At 35.2% G+C, this 14,996-nt stretch carries 12 protein-coding genes; 11 read left to right on the forward strand and 1 reads right to left on the reverse strand.

The window, feature by feature from the left end; all coding sequences use genetic code 11:
• Nucleotides 1–197: 197 nt before the first annotated feature.
• Both lon and yihA read left to right on the forward strand, forming a co-directional pair.
• Nucleotides 198–2,522, forward strand: coding sequence for an endopeptidase La (gene lon, locus BKP45_RS17980; RefSeq protein WP_071389954.1), 2,325 nt, complete (start codon nucleotides 198–200; stop codon nucleotides 2,520–2,522).
• The gene (yihA, locus tag BKP45_RS17985; RefSeq protein WP_071389955.1) at nucleotides 2,519–3,106 is read left to right on the forward strand and encodes a ribosome biogenesis GTP-binding protein YihA/YsxC; all 588 of its coding nucleotides are present in this window, start codon (nucleotides 2,519–2,521) and stop codon (nucleotides 3,104–3,106) included. The genes lon and yihA overlap by 4 nt, the downstream gene beginning before the upstream one ends.
• 22 nt (nucleotides 3,107–3,128) lie before the next feature.
• Here yihA and BKP45_RS17990 read toward each other — a convergent pair whose 3' ends face one another.
• A complete protein-coding gene (locus BKP45_RS17990) occupies nucleotides 3,129–3,983 on the reverse strand; it encodes a DUF4309 domain-containing protein (protein ID WP_071389956.1) in 855 nt (284 codons plus the stop codon).
• A 523-nt stretch (nucleotides 3,984–4,506) separates the two neighbouring features.
• On the opposite strand from BKP45_RS17990, the gene hemA reads away from it, so the two are divergent.
• The 9 genes from hemA (at nucleotide 4,507) to ysxE (ending at nucleotide 14,923) form a co-directional block, all read left to right on the forward strand.
• On the forward strand, nucleotides 4,507–5,871 hold the full coding sequence (gene hemA / locus BKP45_RS17995) for a glutamyl-tRNA reductase (RefSeq protein WP_071389957.1): 1,365 nt from the start codon (nucleotides 4,507–4,509) through the stop codon (nucleotides 5,869–5,871).
• Between the two features lie 13 nt (nucleotides 5,872–5,884).
• The gene (locus tag BKP45_RS18000) at nucleotides 5,885–6,709 is read left to right on the forward strand and encodes a cytochrome C assembly family protein (protein WP_071389958.1); all 825 of its coding nucleotides are present in this window, start codon (nucleotides 5,885–5,887) and stop codon (nucleotides 6,707–6,709) included.
• Nucleotides 6,710–7,019: 310 nt separating this feature from the next.
• On the forward strand, nucleotides 7,020–7,952 hold the full coding sequence (gene hemC / locus BKP45_RS18005) for a hydroxymethylbilane synthase (protein ID WP_071389959.1): 933 nt from the start codon (nucleotides 7,020–7,022) through the stop codon (nucleotides 7,950–7,952).
• The gene (locus BKP45_RS18010) at nucleotides 7,952–8,731 is read left to right on the forward strand and encodes a uroporphyrinogen-III synthase (RefSeq protein ID WP_071389960.1); all 780 of its coding nucleotides are present in this window, start codon (nucleotides 7,952–7,954) and stop codon (nucleotides 8,729–8,731) included. The genes hemC and BKP45_RS18010 overlap by 1 nt, the downstream gene beginning before the upstream one ends.
• Nucleotides 8,732–9,703, forward strand: a complete 972-nt coding sequence (gene hemB, locus BKP45_RS18015) for a porphobilinogen synthase (RefSeq protein WP_071389961.1) — start codon at nucleotides 8,732–8,734, stop codon at nucleotides 9,701–9,703.
• A 289-nt stretch (nucleotides 9,704–9,992) separates the two neighbouring features.
• Complete coding sequence (gene hemL / locus BKP45_RS18020) at nucleotides 9,993–11,282, forward strand: glutamate-1-semialdehyde 2,1-aminomutase (protein WP_071389962.1); 1,290 nt, start codon at nucleotides 9,993–9,995, stop codon at nucleotides 11,280–11,282.
• Between the two features lie 258 nt (nucleotides 11,283–11,540).
• On the forward strand, nucleotides 11,541–12,944 hold the full coding sequence (gene spoVID, locus BKP45_RS18025) for a stage VI sporulation protein D (RefSeq protein ID WP_071389963.1): 1,404 nt from the start codon (nucleotides 11,541–11,543) through the stop codon (nucleotides 12,942–12,944).
• Between the two features lie 24 nt (nucleotides 12,945–12,968).
• The gene (locus tag BKP45_RS18030; protein WP_071389964.1) at nucleotides 12,969–13,898 is read left to right on the forward strand and encodes a hypothetical protein; all 930 of its coding nucleotides are present in this window, start codon (nucleotides 12,969–12,971) and stop codon (nucleotides 13,896–13,898) included.
• Nucleotides 13,895–14,923 (forward strand): spore coat protein YsxE, encoded by a 1,029-nt coding sequence (ysxE, locus tag BKP45_RS18035; protein ID WP_071389965.1) that lies wholly within the window; start codon nucleotides 13,895–13,897, stop codon nucleotides 14,921–14,923. The genes BKP45_RS18030 and ysxE overlap by 4 nt, the downstream gene beginning before the upstream one ends.
• Nucleotides 14,924–14,996: the final 73 nt, after the last annotated feature.

Genomic DNA, 14,996 nt, shown 5'->3' on the forward strand with positions numbered 1-14,996 from the left:
TGTACAAGATTAAGTTTTTTCATTTCCTTCTAAATTTTACTAAATAAATGTAAAACTTTTTCTTATGTAAAGTGGATTTAAATGCTCTTATAAAATTTAATAAAAAGGATTTATATTAGAGTAAGTGGAAGTTATAAGTTTCATGATAAGCATCCTCTCCATAAAAATAGAAGAAGTTGTACGGAGGTGTATACATAATGGCTGAAGAGAATAAAATTGTTATCCCACTTTTACCTCTTAGAGGAATACTTGTTTATCCAACAATGGTACTTCATCTTGATGTCGGTCGCAATAAGTCTGTTCAGGCTTTAGAGCATGTTATGGTAAATGACCATAATATACTTTTAGCTACACAAAGAGAAATTTCAATTGATGAACCAACAGAAAAAGAGATTTACACTATTGGAACACTTGCTAAGGTTAAGCAAATGTTAAAATTACCAAACGGCACTATTCGAGTTCTCGTTGAAGGATTGCAAAGAGCTAAAGTTGAAAAGTTTTTAGAAAACGAAGAGTATTTCGAAGTGGAAATGACACTTGTTGAAGATGAGATTTTAGGTGATGCTGAGGAACAAGCACTGATGCGTAATGTCTTACTTCAATTTGATCAATATATCAAGTTATCTAAAAAAATCTCAGCAGAAACGCATGCTTCGGTTGCAGATATTTTAGAACCAGGACATTTAGCAGATGTAGTTGCTTCACATTTGCCTTTAAAAATTGTTCAAAAACAAGAGATATTAGAAACTTTTTCTGTTAAAGACCGTTTAAATAAGCTAATTGAAATATTAAACAATGAAAAAGAAGTTTTAGGATTAGAAAAGAAAATTGGTCAACGTGTGAAAAAGTCAATGGAGCGCACACAGAAAGAGTATTATCTGCGTGAACAAATGAAAGCAATTCAAAAAGAACTTGGTGATAAAGAAGGAAAAGAAGGCGAAATAGAAAGCTTTAAAGAGCGAATTAAAGAAGCTAACATGCCTGAAGTAATTGAGGAAAAAGCCTATAAAGAACTTGAACGCTACGAAAAAATGCCAGCTACTTCTGCGGAAAGCTCTGTCATTCGCAACTATTTGGAATGGTTACTTAATCTACCTTGGCATGAAGAAACAACTGATGTATTAGATATTAAACGTACAGAATCAATCTTAAATGAAGATCATTATGGCCTTGAAAAAGTAAAGGAACGTGTACTTGAGTATTTAGCTGTACAACAATTAACTCAACAACTTAAAGGGCCAATTCTTTGTTTAGCTGGACCACCAGGAGTTGGGAAAACATCACTTGCTAGATCAATTGCAAGATCCTTAGATCGTAATTTTGTTCGAATTTCATTAGGTGGAGTTCGTGATGAAGCTGAAATCCGTGGCCATCGTCGTACTTACGTTGGTGCAATGCCTGGCCGTGTAATTCAAGGTATGAAAAAAGCCGGAACGATAAATCCTGTATTTTTACTTGATGAAATTGATAAGATGGCTCATGACTTCCGTGGAGACCCAGCTTCGGCTCTATTAGAGGTATTAGACCCTGAACAAAATAATACGTTTAGTGATCATTTTATTGAAGAGTCGTATGATTTATCAAAAGTGATGTTTATTACTACTGCTAATAACGTGGGTACGATACCTGGTCCTTTATTAGACCGAATGGAAATTATCCATATACCTGGCTACACTGAAGTTGAAAAGCTTCATATCGCGAAAGATTATCTGTTACCAAAGCAAATGAAAGAGCATGGACTAGATAAAGGGAAATTACAAGTCAAGGACGAAGGAATAGTAAAGGTTGTTCGTTACTATACTCGTGAAGCTGGAGTACGTAATCTTGAGAGACAAATGGCAACGCTTTGTCGTAAAGCTGCTAAAATTATAGTCTCAGGTGAAAAGAAAAAAGTTATAGTCACAAATAATACGATTGAACAAATGCTTGGAAAGCCGAAATACCGATATGGATTAGCTGAAGAAGAAGATCAAGTAGGTGCAGCAACTGGACTTGCTTATACATCAGCAGGTGGTGACACATTGTCCATTGAAGTGTCTATTGCCCCTGGGAAAGGTAAGTTAACTTTAACTGGTAAATTAGGGGATGTCATGAAAGAATCAGCCCAAGCAGCCTTTTCGTACATTCGCTCACGTTCAGTGGAGTTAAATATTGATCCTACATTCCATGAAACAAATGATATTCACATTCACGTACCTGAAGGAGCGACACCTAAAGATGGTCCATCGGCAGGAATAACTATGGCGACGGCTCTTATTTCAGCTTTAACAGGTAAAGCAGTACGGAAGGAAGTTGGCATGACTGGTGAAATAACGTTAAGAGGTCGGGTCCTACCGATAGGTGGTTTAAAGGAAAAATCAATGAGTGCCCACCGAGCTGGATTAAAGATCATCATTCTCCCTAAGGATAATGAGAAAGATATAGATGATATTCCAGAGAGTGTTCGAAATGATTTAACGTTTATTTCTGTGTCACATTTAGATGAAGTTTTAAAGCATGCATTAGTGGGAGAGAAAAAATGAAAGTCACACAATCAGAAATAGTTATAAGTGCAGTAAAACCTGAGCAATATCCTGATACTGGTTTACCAGAGGTTGCTTTAGCAGGACGATCTAATGTAGGAAAATCATCATTTATAAATAAAATGATTAATCGAAAAAATTTAGCAAGAACCTCTCAGAAGCCTGGGAAAACACAAACGTTAAATTTTTATATTATTAATGAAGTGATGTATTTTGTAGATGTACCAGGCTATGGTTTTGCAAAAGTATCAAAATCAGAACGTGAAGCCTGGGGAAGAATGATTGAGACCTATATAACAAATCGCGAAACATTAAAAGCGGTGATTCAACTCATAGATATTCGCCATGATCCAACTAAGGATGACGTAGCAATGTATGAGTGGTTAAAGCACTACGACATTCCTGTAATTATCATTGCTACTAAAGCAGATAAAATCCCAAAAGGTAAATGGCAAAAACATGAGAAGGCAATTAAAGAAAAGTTAAATAAAGCTCCAAGCGATCCAATTGTTGTCTTTTCTTCAGAAACTGGTTATGGAAAAGATAAAGCATGGAAAACGATTGAAGAATTTTTAGAGTCCTAAAGCAAGTGCTTTAGGACCTTTTCTATTTTAAAAGAAAATTATTAGATTCAGTTAGCCAAATGTTGGTTATTTTTTTATCTTCATCAAATACTTCAAAAGATAGTAAATAAGGCCCTGCTTCATACGAATAAAAATAACTATTTTCCATTTCAGAGTATGATTTGCCTGTAGGTTCCCCTAATTTTTCAATAACTTCTGAAATTTGTACGTTAATTCGTAGCCCGGGCATATTCATTGCAACTACATTTGAATCTTCATCGAAAAGATAGGCTATATCATTATAGTAATAATAAGTACCGCCTAAATACCAATCAGTCATTGAGGGCTCACCAACCTTTAAAATAACCTCATTTTTACTTGATCCAATGATTATAGGAGAAGTAACCATTCTTCCCGTTTGAGCTTCTGTAATAAATGAACTAGTCACATCCAAATCATGATAACTCAAATAAAACTTGTTGTTTTCATGCCAAATATCAGAATAGAATTGTCCTAATTGTAAATCGACTTCATCAGTAAACTTTACCTTGTCTAGAATAATTATTTCGTCTTCATTTTCTACCCAAGTATAAAAACTTATGCCATTGATATGGTTATCTTGTTTCTCGGTTATAATTGTTTGAAATATACCTTCTTTTATTTCTTTACGAAGGTCATTTTGAGTAAAATAATCATTATTTGAGGTGGTGATGAGGTTCTCATCGGTATCAGGAGAAATAGTCAATAATGTTGCTACTAGTTCATTTTTACTAGAAGAGCTAATATAGGTGTTTAGGTTTTTGGAGTATTCAACTTCTAAATGGTGTAAATTAGCTTCTTGATTAGTACCACACGCAACTAAAAATATCCAACACATGACGAATAAAATTTGTTTCATAGCAAGTCTCCTTTTAAATCAATAAAAATAAGTACTTACTAGCTTGTTTCGATACATATTGTAGAAAACCCTATAAAAAATATATGAAAAATTGCGACTATTTATTAGGAAAAACTACATAGTTTAAAGGAAAGATAAAGAATTTTAGAGGAATATACCTTTTTATGTAATCCAAGCGAAAGGTTTATTGAGTTAAATGTTGAAAAGTGGCCCAGAATGTAGAAATAGCGTTTACGAAAATATCATAAACACTAAGTCTATTATTATGGGATAAATTTCTTACCTACATACTAGGTATTTGACCCTCAAATATGGTAAAAAAATCGAACGAATAAAAAATACGTATTTGTGAACAATCCGTCACAATTACTAGCCTTTTTAATAGTTGGAAGCTATGTGTGTTCACTTTCTGTTCACAAACTTATTTTGTACTAGTTTAGCAACGTGTTATAATATATTCTAGCAAATGGTTTTTATATGCACGTGTAAGGGAATTAGAAACCAACTCAGGGGGTGAAAAAACGTGCACATCCTAGTTACTAGTTTAAATTACAAATCAACGCCTGTAGAAATTCGCGAAAAGTTTACGTTTCAAAATGAGGAGCGTACTTGCGCTATTAAAAGGCTTATAAATACAAAGAGCATCTTAGAGGGTGTAATCGTTTCTACTTGTAATCGGACGGAAGTCTATGCAGTTGTCGATCAGGTACACACTGGTAGATATTATATTAAATCATTTTTATCTGAGTGGTTCGAACTTCCTATGGACGATTTTGTAGATTATTTAGATATATATCAAGATGATCGTGCTATTGAACATTTATTACGAGTGACTTGTGGATTAAATTCAATGGTTGTAGGAGAAACTCAAATTCTTGGACAAATACGTGAAAGTTTTTTGTTTGCTCAAGAACTTGAGGCAACTGGTACGGTTTTTAATCATCTTTTTAAGCAAGCTATCACATTGGCTAAGCGAGCTCACTCTGAAACTTCAATCGGTGAGAATGCCGTATCTGTTAGTTATGCTGCTGTTGAATTAGGAAAGAAAATTTTCGGCGATTTTAAAAATAAGCATGTACTTATTTTTGGTGCTGGGAAAATGAGTGAATTAACTGGGAAACACCTGCATGCTAATGGTGTTGGTAAAGTGACAGTCATAAATAGAACAATGTCTAAAGCGATACAACTTGCGGATAAATTTTTAGGGGAAGCAAGACCTATAAATGAATTAACAGATGCACTAATAGATGCTGATATCTTAATTAGTTCTACTGGTGCCAAAAACTATGTTGTTACAAAGGATATGGTATCTTCCATTATTCGAAAGCGTAAAGGACGTCCTTTGTTTATGGTGGACATTGCTGTTCCGCGAGATATTGAACCTAGTTTATGTGAGTTAGAGAGTGTCTATTTGTATGATATTGATGATCTTGAAGGGATCGTTCAAGCAAATCTAGATGAGCGGAAACGAGAAGCGGAAAAAATCGAAATAATGATTGACTATGAAATTGCAGAGTTTAAAAATTGGCTTAATACATTAGGAGTTGTTCCTATCATTTCTTCTCTTCGTACAAAAGCTCTTTCTGTCCATGAGGAGACCATGGCTAGTCTAGAAAGAAAGCTGCCTAATTTATCGGAACGGGAGAAAAAAGTGTTAAGTAAGCATATGAAAAGTATCGTTAATCAGCTTTTACGTGATCCAATTGTAGCTGCCAAAGAGTTAGCAGCTGAGCCTAATGCAGAAGAATCGTTAGCATTATTTACAAGGATTTTTTCTCTTAAAGATCTAACTGTAGAAGAAAAAGAAGCCTGTAGTCAGTTAGAAGAGAGTGCTGAAGCAACGCGAGAAGCTATTGTTTATGCCAAAGGTGCTGTAGTACGCTCCTAGAGAGGAGTTAAAAATGTTAAGTATGAATTTTATATATATATTCACTGTGATATTATATTGTTTAAGTGTTATAGGTTATTTTATTGATTTCTTACAGAACAACCAGAAGGTTAATCGAATTTCCTTCTGGTTGCTTTCTATTGTCTGGGTACTACAGACAATTTTCTTTGTTTTACGGATGCTCGAATATAATCGACTCCCATTAATGACTTCTTTTGAAGGATTGTTTTTTTATGCTTGGATTATCGTTAGTGTTTCTTTAGTAATAAATTGGTTTTTCAAAGTGGACTTCTTCGTATTCTTTACTAATATATTCGGATTTGCAATTATGGCTTTTAGTGTTTTTATTCCAACTGGTGATATTTCGCCTAACTTACAAGAACTATTAATTGTAGAATTACTTTTTATCCATGTAACATTAATATTGCTTGCGTATGGATCATTTACGTTTGCATTTATATTTTCAATTATGTACTACTACCAGCATCAAATGTTAAAGAAGAAAAGATGGTCTAAAAGATTGTTTCGTTTTGGAGACTTATCCAAATCAGAACATTTAGTCTTTATGTTTACTGTACTAGGATTTCCGTTATTATTGATGGGGGTTTTTTTAGGTTTAGTATGGGCTGCATTATCATTAGAACAGGTACCTTGGTTTGATGCAAAAATTGTTACCTCCGTACTAGTACTCTTTGTTTATGGATATTACTTGTATCAAAGAGTAGTAAAAAAAATTAGAGGTTATTCACTTGTTTTATTAAATATTGCTGGATTTTTATTAGTGTTAATTAATTATTTCCTATCAGGTTCACTTTCTAAGTTCCATCTCTGGTACTAGAAAACGATTTGCTTTGTTCATGTGCCAAAGGTATTTAATCAAACTGATTTGAACTTAAGGGTCATAGACCCCCACCTCTAAGCGTAGCGTAGGTGGGAACTTCCATTCAGGTGAAGTTGAGACTCCATCTGAATTTCCGACGTTCTAGCGAAGCTAGAACGAGTTCTCTCGGAAGAAGCAATTATATAGCTTCTTAAAGAGATAATATATAAAATAAAGAAATGAACAGTTAGAATTATTGGTGTTTCATCTCAAACGAGTTTACAAAATGTAATCTTTTTCTTAATTGAATTCATACACGGGGGTTTATATGCGAAAAATTATTGTAGGTTCAAGACAAAGTCAATTAGCATTAACACAAACAAATTGGGTTATTGATCAGCTAAAAAAATTAGGGGCTCCATTTGATTTCGAAGTAAAAAAGATTGTTACAAAAGGGGATCAAATATTAAATGTAACTTTATCTAAAGTGGGTGGTAAAGGTTTATTTGTTAAAGAAATTGAGCAAGCAATGCTTAATAAAGAAATAGATATGGCAGTTCATAGTATGAAAGATATGCCAGCGATCCTACAGGAAGGACTTACAATTGGTAGTGTACCAAAACGTGTTGATCCACGTGATGCATGGATTTCCAATAATGGCAAAGGCCTAATGGAAATTGAAGCAGGTTCTGTTGTAGGTACGAGTAGTTTAAGACGTTCCGCTCAAGTTTTAGCGAAACGTCCTGATTTGGAAGTTAAATGGATTCGAGGGAATATAGATTCTAGATTACGTAAGTGTAGAGAAGGAGAATACGATGCGATTATTCTAGCTGCCGCAGGTTTGGCGCGTATGGGATGGAGTGCTGATGTTGTAACTGAGTATATCTCTACGGAACTATGTTTACCAGCTGTTGGTCAAGGAGCATTAGGTATCGAGTGTCGTGCAGACGATGTTGAACTTAAAGAGCTTTTAAATAAATTTACTGATGAAAACACAAATCGCTGTGTTATGGCAGAACGAGCATTTCTTCATAAAATCGAAGGTGGATGTCAAGTGCCAATCGCAGGCTACGCTGAACTAAATGAAAACGATGAAATTGTCTTAGTTGGTCTTGTAGGTTCACCAGATGGAAAAGTAATTTTACATGAAAGAATGGTAGGTAAAGACGCACAAAGTTTAGGTGAACAGTTAGCTGTGAAACTACTTGATAAAGGCGCAAAAGAAATATTAGACGAAGTTATAAAAGAGCTAGAAAAGTAATGGAACTTAAAGGAAAGAGAATATTAGTGACGAGGGCAAAGGCGCAAGCTTCTGCTCTCTCATTACAAATAGAGAAATATGGTGGAATTCCAGTTGAAATGCCGTTAATAACGTGCAAAGCAGTAAAAGATAAGACTATTATCCACAAAGAATTACGCCTTTTACATACATATCAGTGGTTAATATTTACAAGTAAAAATGGGGTTGATTTCTTTTTTGATGAATTGAATTTAGTAAACGGTAGTCCGAATATACCGCCTACATGTAAAATTGCAGTGGTAGGGAAAAAGACAGAGAATGCTTTAGCACCATACGGTTTAAAAGCTGATCTAATTCCGGAATTATATGTTGCTGAAAGTTTGGTTGATTGTCTGCTTAATGTTTTAATTGAAGGGGAACGGGTACTAATTCCTCGCGGAAACTTAGCAAGGGATATCTTACCGAAACGTTTACGTGAGAATGAAATAAAAGTAACGGAGCTTGATGTTTATGAAACTGTTATTGATACAAATTCGAAAGATGAGTTGTATAGAGCGATAAAAAATCAAGAAATTGATGTAGTTACTTTTACTAGTTCATCGACAGTTGAAAATTTTATTCAACTTCTTGAAGGTTCTGATTGGCGAAATTATTTAGGTAACTTAATTTTTGCTTCTATTGGACCGATTACAACAAAAACGATGAAAAAACATCACGTACCTGTCCATACAGAACCAAGTGAATATACTATCAATGGCATGCTTATTAGTGTGATGGACAAGCTAAAGGAGGAAAAATAAATGTTAGAGTATAAAAGACATCGCCGTTTACGATCGTCAAAAAACCTTCGTTCAATGGTCAGAGAAACAGTTTTAAAAAAAGAGGACTTAATATATCCTATCTTTGTTAAAGAAGGAGAAAATATTAAAAATGAAGTTTCTTCAATGCCTGGAGTATATCAAATTTCTTTAGATTTATTAGAAGAAGAAATTCAAACACTTACAGATTTAGGTATCGTCTCAGTAATTGTATTTGGTGTTCCGAAAGAAAAAGATGAAGTAGGTACAAGTGCATATTGTGAAAATGGTATTGTTCAAAAAGCTATTAAAAAAATTAAAGAGGTAAATAAAGAGTTAGTGGTTATTGCTGATACATGCCTCTGCCAATTTACAAACCACGGACATTGTGGCGTAATAGAAGAAGGCATCATCTTGAATGATCCGACTCTTGAACTTCTCAGTAAAACAGCTGTCTCTCAAGCGGAGGCAGGGGCTGATGTAATTGCCCCTTCAAATATGATGGATGGATTTGTTGCTGCAATTCGAGTGGGCTTAGATGAAGCTGGCTTTAGTCATATTCCGATTATGTCATATGCGGTGAAATACTCTTCTTCATTTTATGGACCGTTTCGTGATGCAGCTCATAGTGCGCCATCATTTGGTGATCGAAAAACGTATCAAATGGATCCAGCTAATCGCTTAGAAGCACTACGTGAAGCCGAGAGCGATGTCCTTGAGGGAGCTGACTTCTTAATTGTAAAACCGGCACTATCGTACCTAGATATTATTCGTGAAGTAAAGGATAACTTTACGTACCCAGTAGTAGCTTATAATGTAAGTGGTGAGTATTCGATGATTAAAGGTGCAAGCTTAAATGGCTGGATTGATGAAAAAGCTGTAGTGATGGAAAAACTAATAAGCATGAAACGTGCGGGTGCTGATTTAATCATTACATACTTCGCTAAAGATGTAGCAAGATGGTTAAGCGAATAACTTTAAATATTTTTGAATCTCATAATACATATTTACGTAACTTAAGATACTATATCTGGTTGAGTTTTCAACTAGATATAGTTTAACGCTTAATCAAACGAATTTGAACTTAAGGGTCATAGACCCCCACCTCTAAGCGTAGCGTAGGTGGGAACTTCCATTCAGGTGGAGTTGAGACTCCATCTGAATTTCCGATGTTCTAGCGAAGCTAGAACGAGTTCTCTAAAGAATTATGAAATTCACTCATCTAGCAAAAAATATGATATTTACATTGTAGAGGGGGATATAAATGAAATCATTTGAAAAATCGACGGCCGCATTTAATAGAGCAAAATCATTAATGCCAGGGGGGGTTAATAGTCCTGTACGCGCGTTTAAATCAGTAAAAATGGATCCTATATTTATGGAACGAGGGAAAGGGTCTAAAATTTATGATATTGATGGCAATGAGTATATTGATTATGTACTTTCATGGGGTCCACTCGTATTAGGCCATGCTGATGAGCAAGTCGTTGAAGCTTTAAAAAAGACTGCTGAATTAGGAACTAGCTTTGGTGCTCCTAGTGAATTAGAAACAAAAATGGCTGAACTTGTAATCAGCCGTGTTCCTTCTGTTGAAGTTGTTCGCATGGTTAACTCTGGTACGGAAGCTACAATGAGCGCATTACGTTTAGCTCGGGGCTATACAGGGCGAAATAAAATCATTAAGTTTGAGGGCTGTTATCATGGACATGGAGATTCCCTCCTTATTAAAGCAGGTTCCGGTGTAGCAACTCTTGGTTTACCGGATAGCCCTGGAGTACCTGAAGCAGTAGCTATGAATACGTTAACTGTCCCATACAACGATTTAGAAAGCTTGCGGTATGCTTTTGAACAATATGGTGATGACATTGCCGCTGTAATTATAGAACCAGTTGCTGGTAACATGGGAGTTGTACGTCCTTTACCGGGCTTTTTAGAAAGCGTCCGTGAAATTACCGAACAAAATGGTACGCTCCTTATTTTTGATGAGGTAATGACAGGTTTCCGTGTTGGCTACCATTGTGCACAAGGTGTACTTGGAATTACTCCAGACCTTACTTGTTTAGGAAAAGTAATTGGTGGGGGACTCCCGGTAGGAGCGTACGGTGGTAAACGTGAAATTATGGAGATGATTGCCCCAAGTGGCCCGATATATCAAGCTGGTACACTTTCTGGAAATCCTTTGGCGATGACTGCAGGATACGAGACTCTATCGCAACTAACGGAAGCTCACTATGCTGAGTTTGAACGCCTTGGTATTAAATTAGCTAGCGGTTTATCAGAAGCGGCAACTAAATTTGGGATCCCACATTATACAAGTCAGGCGGGGTCTATGGTTGGCTTTTTCTTTACAGGAGAAGAAGTGATTAATTACGATAAAGCCAAGACATCTGATCTTGAGCGTTTCGCAACTTATTTCCGTTACATGATTGAAGAAGGAATATCTTTACCACCTTCACAATTTGAAGGTATGTTCCTTTCGACTAAACATACCGATGAAGATATTGAAAAAACGATTGCAGCAGCTAATAAGGTTTTTGCAAAATTAGTTGAATAAAATATAACTTCATATGCACCCAAAAAATATAAATATTAAGAGGCCAAGCTCATAGCTTGGTCTCTTTACGTTTTAATTAATTTATTTTAATAAATTCTAATCGTTGATACATGCGTTAATTTAGAAATTAATAAAAATGATCATATTTTACTGAGTCTTGTCATACATCTGTAACGTATTGGTATAAGTCCGTTTAACGAGGACGTGTCCTTAAGTTTTTGCGGAATTACTTTAATTTAAATAGAGGAGGAGAGGTAGTTGACACAAGATCACTCATCAAAGCTATCATTTTCCATCGAAGAATCAGTGTGGCTAAATAAAGGTCAGGAAGTAGACGAAATTGTATCTTTGTCACTAGATCCGGAAATAACAGTGCAAGAAAATGGAGATTACGTTTTAATTCGAGGTGGATTAAAGCTAACTGGTGAATACCGCTCCAATGGTAATAGCAATTCTAGTGAAAAGGAAAGTGACTCTCTTAGTGATCAAGTAGCTTATCGTTCAATTGAAGAAGTAACTTTAAATTCAGACGGTACGGGTGAAATTAAGCATTATTTCCCAATTGATGTGACCATTCCACAGGAACGAATTAGGAGTTTAGACGAAATATATGTGATAGTTGAGTCTTTTGATTACGATTTACCGGAAAGAGGTTGTATTCAGCTAACTGCAGATATTGCAATTACGGGAATGTCTTCAGGAAATGCTCAAAGAGATGCCCAATATTCAGAAGAATCGGCAGTTGATACTTTAAACTCATACTATGAAGAAGAAACAGATACAAAAGAACAAGATACATCGCTGGAAAATGAAGAACGTACTTTCCATTATGAAGCATATAATCAGCAAGATACTGTAGTACCATTTCCTAGTGAAGAAGTTCGATATGAAGAAAGCGAATTAGAAATCAATATTGAAGAAGTTAGTTCCGTAGAGAACGAAGAAGAAGTCCTAGAAGAAATTGAAGAACCGGTAGAAGCTATCTTAGAAGAAAATGATAAACAAGAAGAAGAAAGAACAGAAGAGGATACAGAAGAGGAAGTCCTAGAAGAAGTTGAAGAACCGGTAGAAGCTATCTTAGAAGAAAATGATGAACAAGAAGAAGAAAGAACAGGAGAGGATACAGAAGTAGATATAGATAAGGTTGTAGCAGAAGAAACAGATGAAGTAATTGAGGAAGTTGAGGTAACAAACGAAGTTACTGAAGAAGTGAAATCACCAGCAATAGCATTTGGGGTGATAAAAGAACGCCCTAAACAAGAAGTAGTGGTAGGAGAGAATGAAGAACCACTAGAAGAGAAAGATCAATCATTTAGTACGTTAAAAAGCCTTGCTGGTGATAGGAAGCAAGTTGTCAAAAATGAAGAGAGACATGAGGAAGCAGAAGTTGAAGTTACTGAAGTTTCTCTAGTTGATGAAGAGCAAGAAAAAGTAGAAACACCGCCTAGAGAAGAGAATGCTTTGTACTTAACAAAAATGCTTTCAAAAGGTGAAGAGGAAGAATTTAAGAAATTAAAAATGTGCATCATCCAAGAAAGCGAAACATTAGATACAATTGCAGCAAGGTATGAAATTACACAAAGTGCTCTCATTAAGGTTAATCGACTAAATGATGCAGAAGTACAAGAAGGTCAGATTTTATATATTCCAGTTCCACAATAAGCAATAGGATAGGGAGAAATAATTATGGATATGTTAAGTCAAATCAAAATGGAATATGACCTTTCTGAATTAACGTGGATAAAGGAAAATACGATTTTTCAAAGTGAAAGAGGTAAGAAAAGGATCCGTATTTGGAAAGATAAACAGCTACTCGAGTGGCATGTTAATTGGCGTGATGAAATTAGTAAACAGTCTGGATTTTTGTTAGACCGTATGATCCGTACGAGAGATAGGAAGCCATTTTTCATTTGTGATACAGACTTGGTTTCTATTCATGATGAAATTGATGAACCTTATCCGACTAAGGGAAAAGAACAAGAGTGGGGAAGGTTAATCGGTCATGCTTTGACTTATGGTATAAACCAAAGTGAAGAAAATCAGTGCTTCAAAAAAAGTGAACCTTTGCCATTAAAAACAGTAAGGGGGAGCCTTGAGCAGCTCTCCTTACTCGATCCAATGGCTAAGCTTGTATTAGAGCGAAGCTATATTGAAGCGAAAAGGAGAAACCAAAAAGCAAATTTGATACAAAAACGTGTCCAAGAAAGGAAACTTCCTATCCTAATAAATTTTTCAAGACTAGAAGATGCAAGGCAAGTCTTTTATCACTTGTATTGGATTTCTGGCAGTGAACAGCCGATAAGAGGTTATAAAACAATTAGAAATCTACTAGAGAATTGGTATGGTAAGAATGGGCATCACTCAACAGTAGAATTACTTGATTCGATTCATCGGTGCTTTTCATTAAAAGAAGATCAAGGCCTATTGTTGTTATCAGAATTGTTAATGCCACATGAGTTTGAAGAGACAGTTACTAAATTATTTACATGCAAAGATGTTAATGAAATGCCAGAAATTATTAATCAATATTTCAGTAGGTGGAAAACAACTCGAGAACTAGTGATTTTATTAAGTAAGTGGATTGAAAAAGACGGAGAAAAGGTGGTGGCCAAATGATTAATAATGCAGCCCCCCGAAACTCTATAGGGCATATTCTTTTTCAGTATGATTTGTATCCAGGAAAAATTGAGCAATTTGGCAAAGTAAAAAAAATTACCTCTCCTAAAGGTACTTTTGCATTAAAAGAGTCTAATATGATACAGGAGCAAGCTAATTGGTTTTCTCATGTAATGAGAAGATTAGAAAAAATTGATTATTATCAAGTAGTTCCAGTCATACCTACTAAATATGGAGACTTAACGATTACTCACGGTAATAAAACGTTCTATTTACAGCCATGGTTTTGGGAAGAAGCTGAAGTACCTGATGAAAAAAAAGAAATAATTTTGTTTCGACAGTTGGGAAAACTTCATAGCTTAACCGTAAAACCTCAAGAATTTTCAAAAGATACAATTGAAAATTCATATCACGAATTACTGAAAAGATGGGAAAAGCGACGGTTAGAAATGGAATACTTTGCAGAACTATGTGAACGAAAAACGTATATGTCACCCTTTGAGCTTACGTTCCTAACCCACTACAGCAGAATGGAGCAATTAGCAAATACTGCTTCAAATTACTTAAAGGAATGGTATGATGACTGTCTTGAAAAACAAACTTTTCGTGCTGTACTCTGTCATGGCAAGTTAGATCGTTCTCATATCTTCTATCATCCAAATGGATATGGTTATTTATTCAATTTTGAAAAAGCAGTATTAGATACACCAGTTAGAGATTTAGCCATTTCTTTTCGGAAATCTTTCCAGTATACGTTGTGGAAAGAAGATCAAGGAGTTGAATGGCTTGGGACATACGAGAGGTACTTACTCCTTGAGGAGGAAGAGAAGAAATTATTTGCAAGCTATTTAATTTATCCTGAGCTTATCTATCACTGTGTCGATCATTATAATCGTAGAGATGGTAGTATAACTGAATTACAATATGTACAAATTCTTGAAAAACGTATCATCACAATGACAAGAGTTAATCACTTTATTCATAATATATTGCTGAAGAAAGAAAGCAGTCAACCATCTGAATAGGTTGACTGCTTTCTTAAGGTTTATCCCACTCTTAAGGGGCACTAAGACCCCCACCTCAAAACGTAAGAAAATC

The organism is Anaerobacillus alkalidiazotrophicus (assembly GCF_001866055.1).

Coding starts and splice junctions, on each gene's coding strand:
- lon (WP_071389954.1), top strand. CDS start 198: ATGGCTGAAGAGAATAAAATTGTTATCCCACTTTTACCTCTTAGAGGA.
- BKP45_RS18010 (WP_071389960.1), top strand. CDS start 7,952: ATGGAACTTAAAGGAAAGAGAATATTAGTGACGAGGGCAAAGGCGCAA.
- hemL (WP_071389962.1), top strand. CDS start 9,993: ATGAAATCATTTGAAAAATCGACGGCCGCATTTAATAGAGCAAAATCA.
- BKP45_RS18030 (WP_071389964.1), top strand. CDS start 12,969: ATGGATATGTTAAGTCAAATCAAAATGGAATATGACCTTTCTGAATTA.
- hemC (WP_071389959.1), top strand. CDS start 7,020: ATGCGAAAAATTATTGTAGGTTCAAGACAAAGTCAATTAGCATTAACA.
- ysxE (WP_071389965.1), top strand. CDS start 13,895: ATGATTAATAATGCAGCCCCCCGAAACTCTATAGGGCATATTCTTTTT.
- yihA (WP_071389955.1), top strand. CDS start 2,519: ATGAAAGTCACACAATCAGAAATAGTTATAAGTGCAGTAAAACCTGAG.
- hemB (WP_071389961.1), top strand. CDS start 8,732: ATGTTAGAGTATAAAAGACATCGCCGTTTACGATCGTCAAAAAACCTT.
- BKP45_RS18000 (WP_071389958.1), top strand. CDS start 5,885: ATGTTAAGTATGAATTTTATATATATATTCACTGTGATATTATATTGT.
- BKP45_RS17990 (WP_071389956.1), bottom strand. CDS start 3,983: ATGAAACAAATTTTATTCGTCATGTGTTGGATATTTTTAGTTGCGTGT.